A 359-nucleotide genomic window follows, 5' to 3' on the forward strand; every position below is an offset into this window, starting at 1 on the left:
TTCGGTCGGTAGGCCGAGCATTTCGCCGATTTGGATCGCGGGGCGAATTGGCACAAACGCGTATTCGATAGTGAGGTGGTCTTTGTCTTGAGGGATGATGTCTGCCCAACGGAGTTCGGCATTGACCGGAAGCGGGGCTTTGCTTCCCACCCACAATTGTTGGGTTTCTTGCTTGTCTATCGAGACCATGCTGCGGGTATGAGGGCCATTGGCGACTTGACGCCATTGAGGGAGCCGGCTTTCTTGTGCCGTCTTGCCTAGCAGGCTGCCTATGTGTGGCTCGACTGCCTTGCTGTACAAACTCATCTCGCACGCGTATTCGACCGCGTAAGCGAAGGCTGGCTCCTTCTCTTCGGGTT

At 56.3% G+C, this 359-nt stretch carries 1 protein-coding gene; it reads right to left on the minus strand.

The window, feature by feature from the left end; all coding sequences use genetic code 11:
- Positions 1 to 359: hypothetical protein (locus OH455_RS23310; RefSeq protein WP_269982951.1), on the minus strand; the 359-nt coding region annotated here is incomplete at both ends.

Origin of the sequence: Vibrio sp. T11.5 (genome assembly GCF_027587155.1) — a bacterium.
Classification (GTDB): Bacteria; Pseudomonadota; Gammaproteobacteria; order Enterobacterales; family Vibrionaceae; genus Vibrio; species Vibrio neptunius.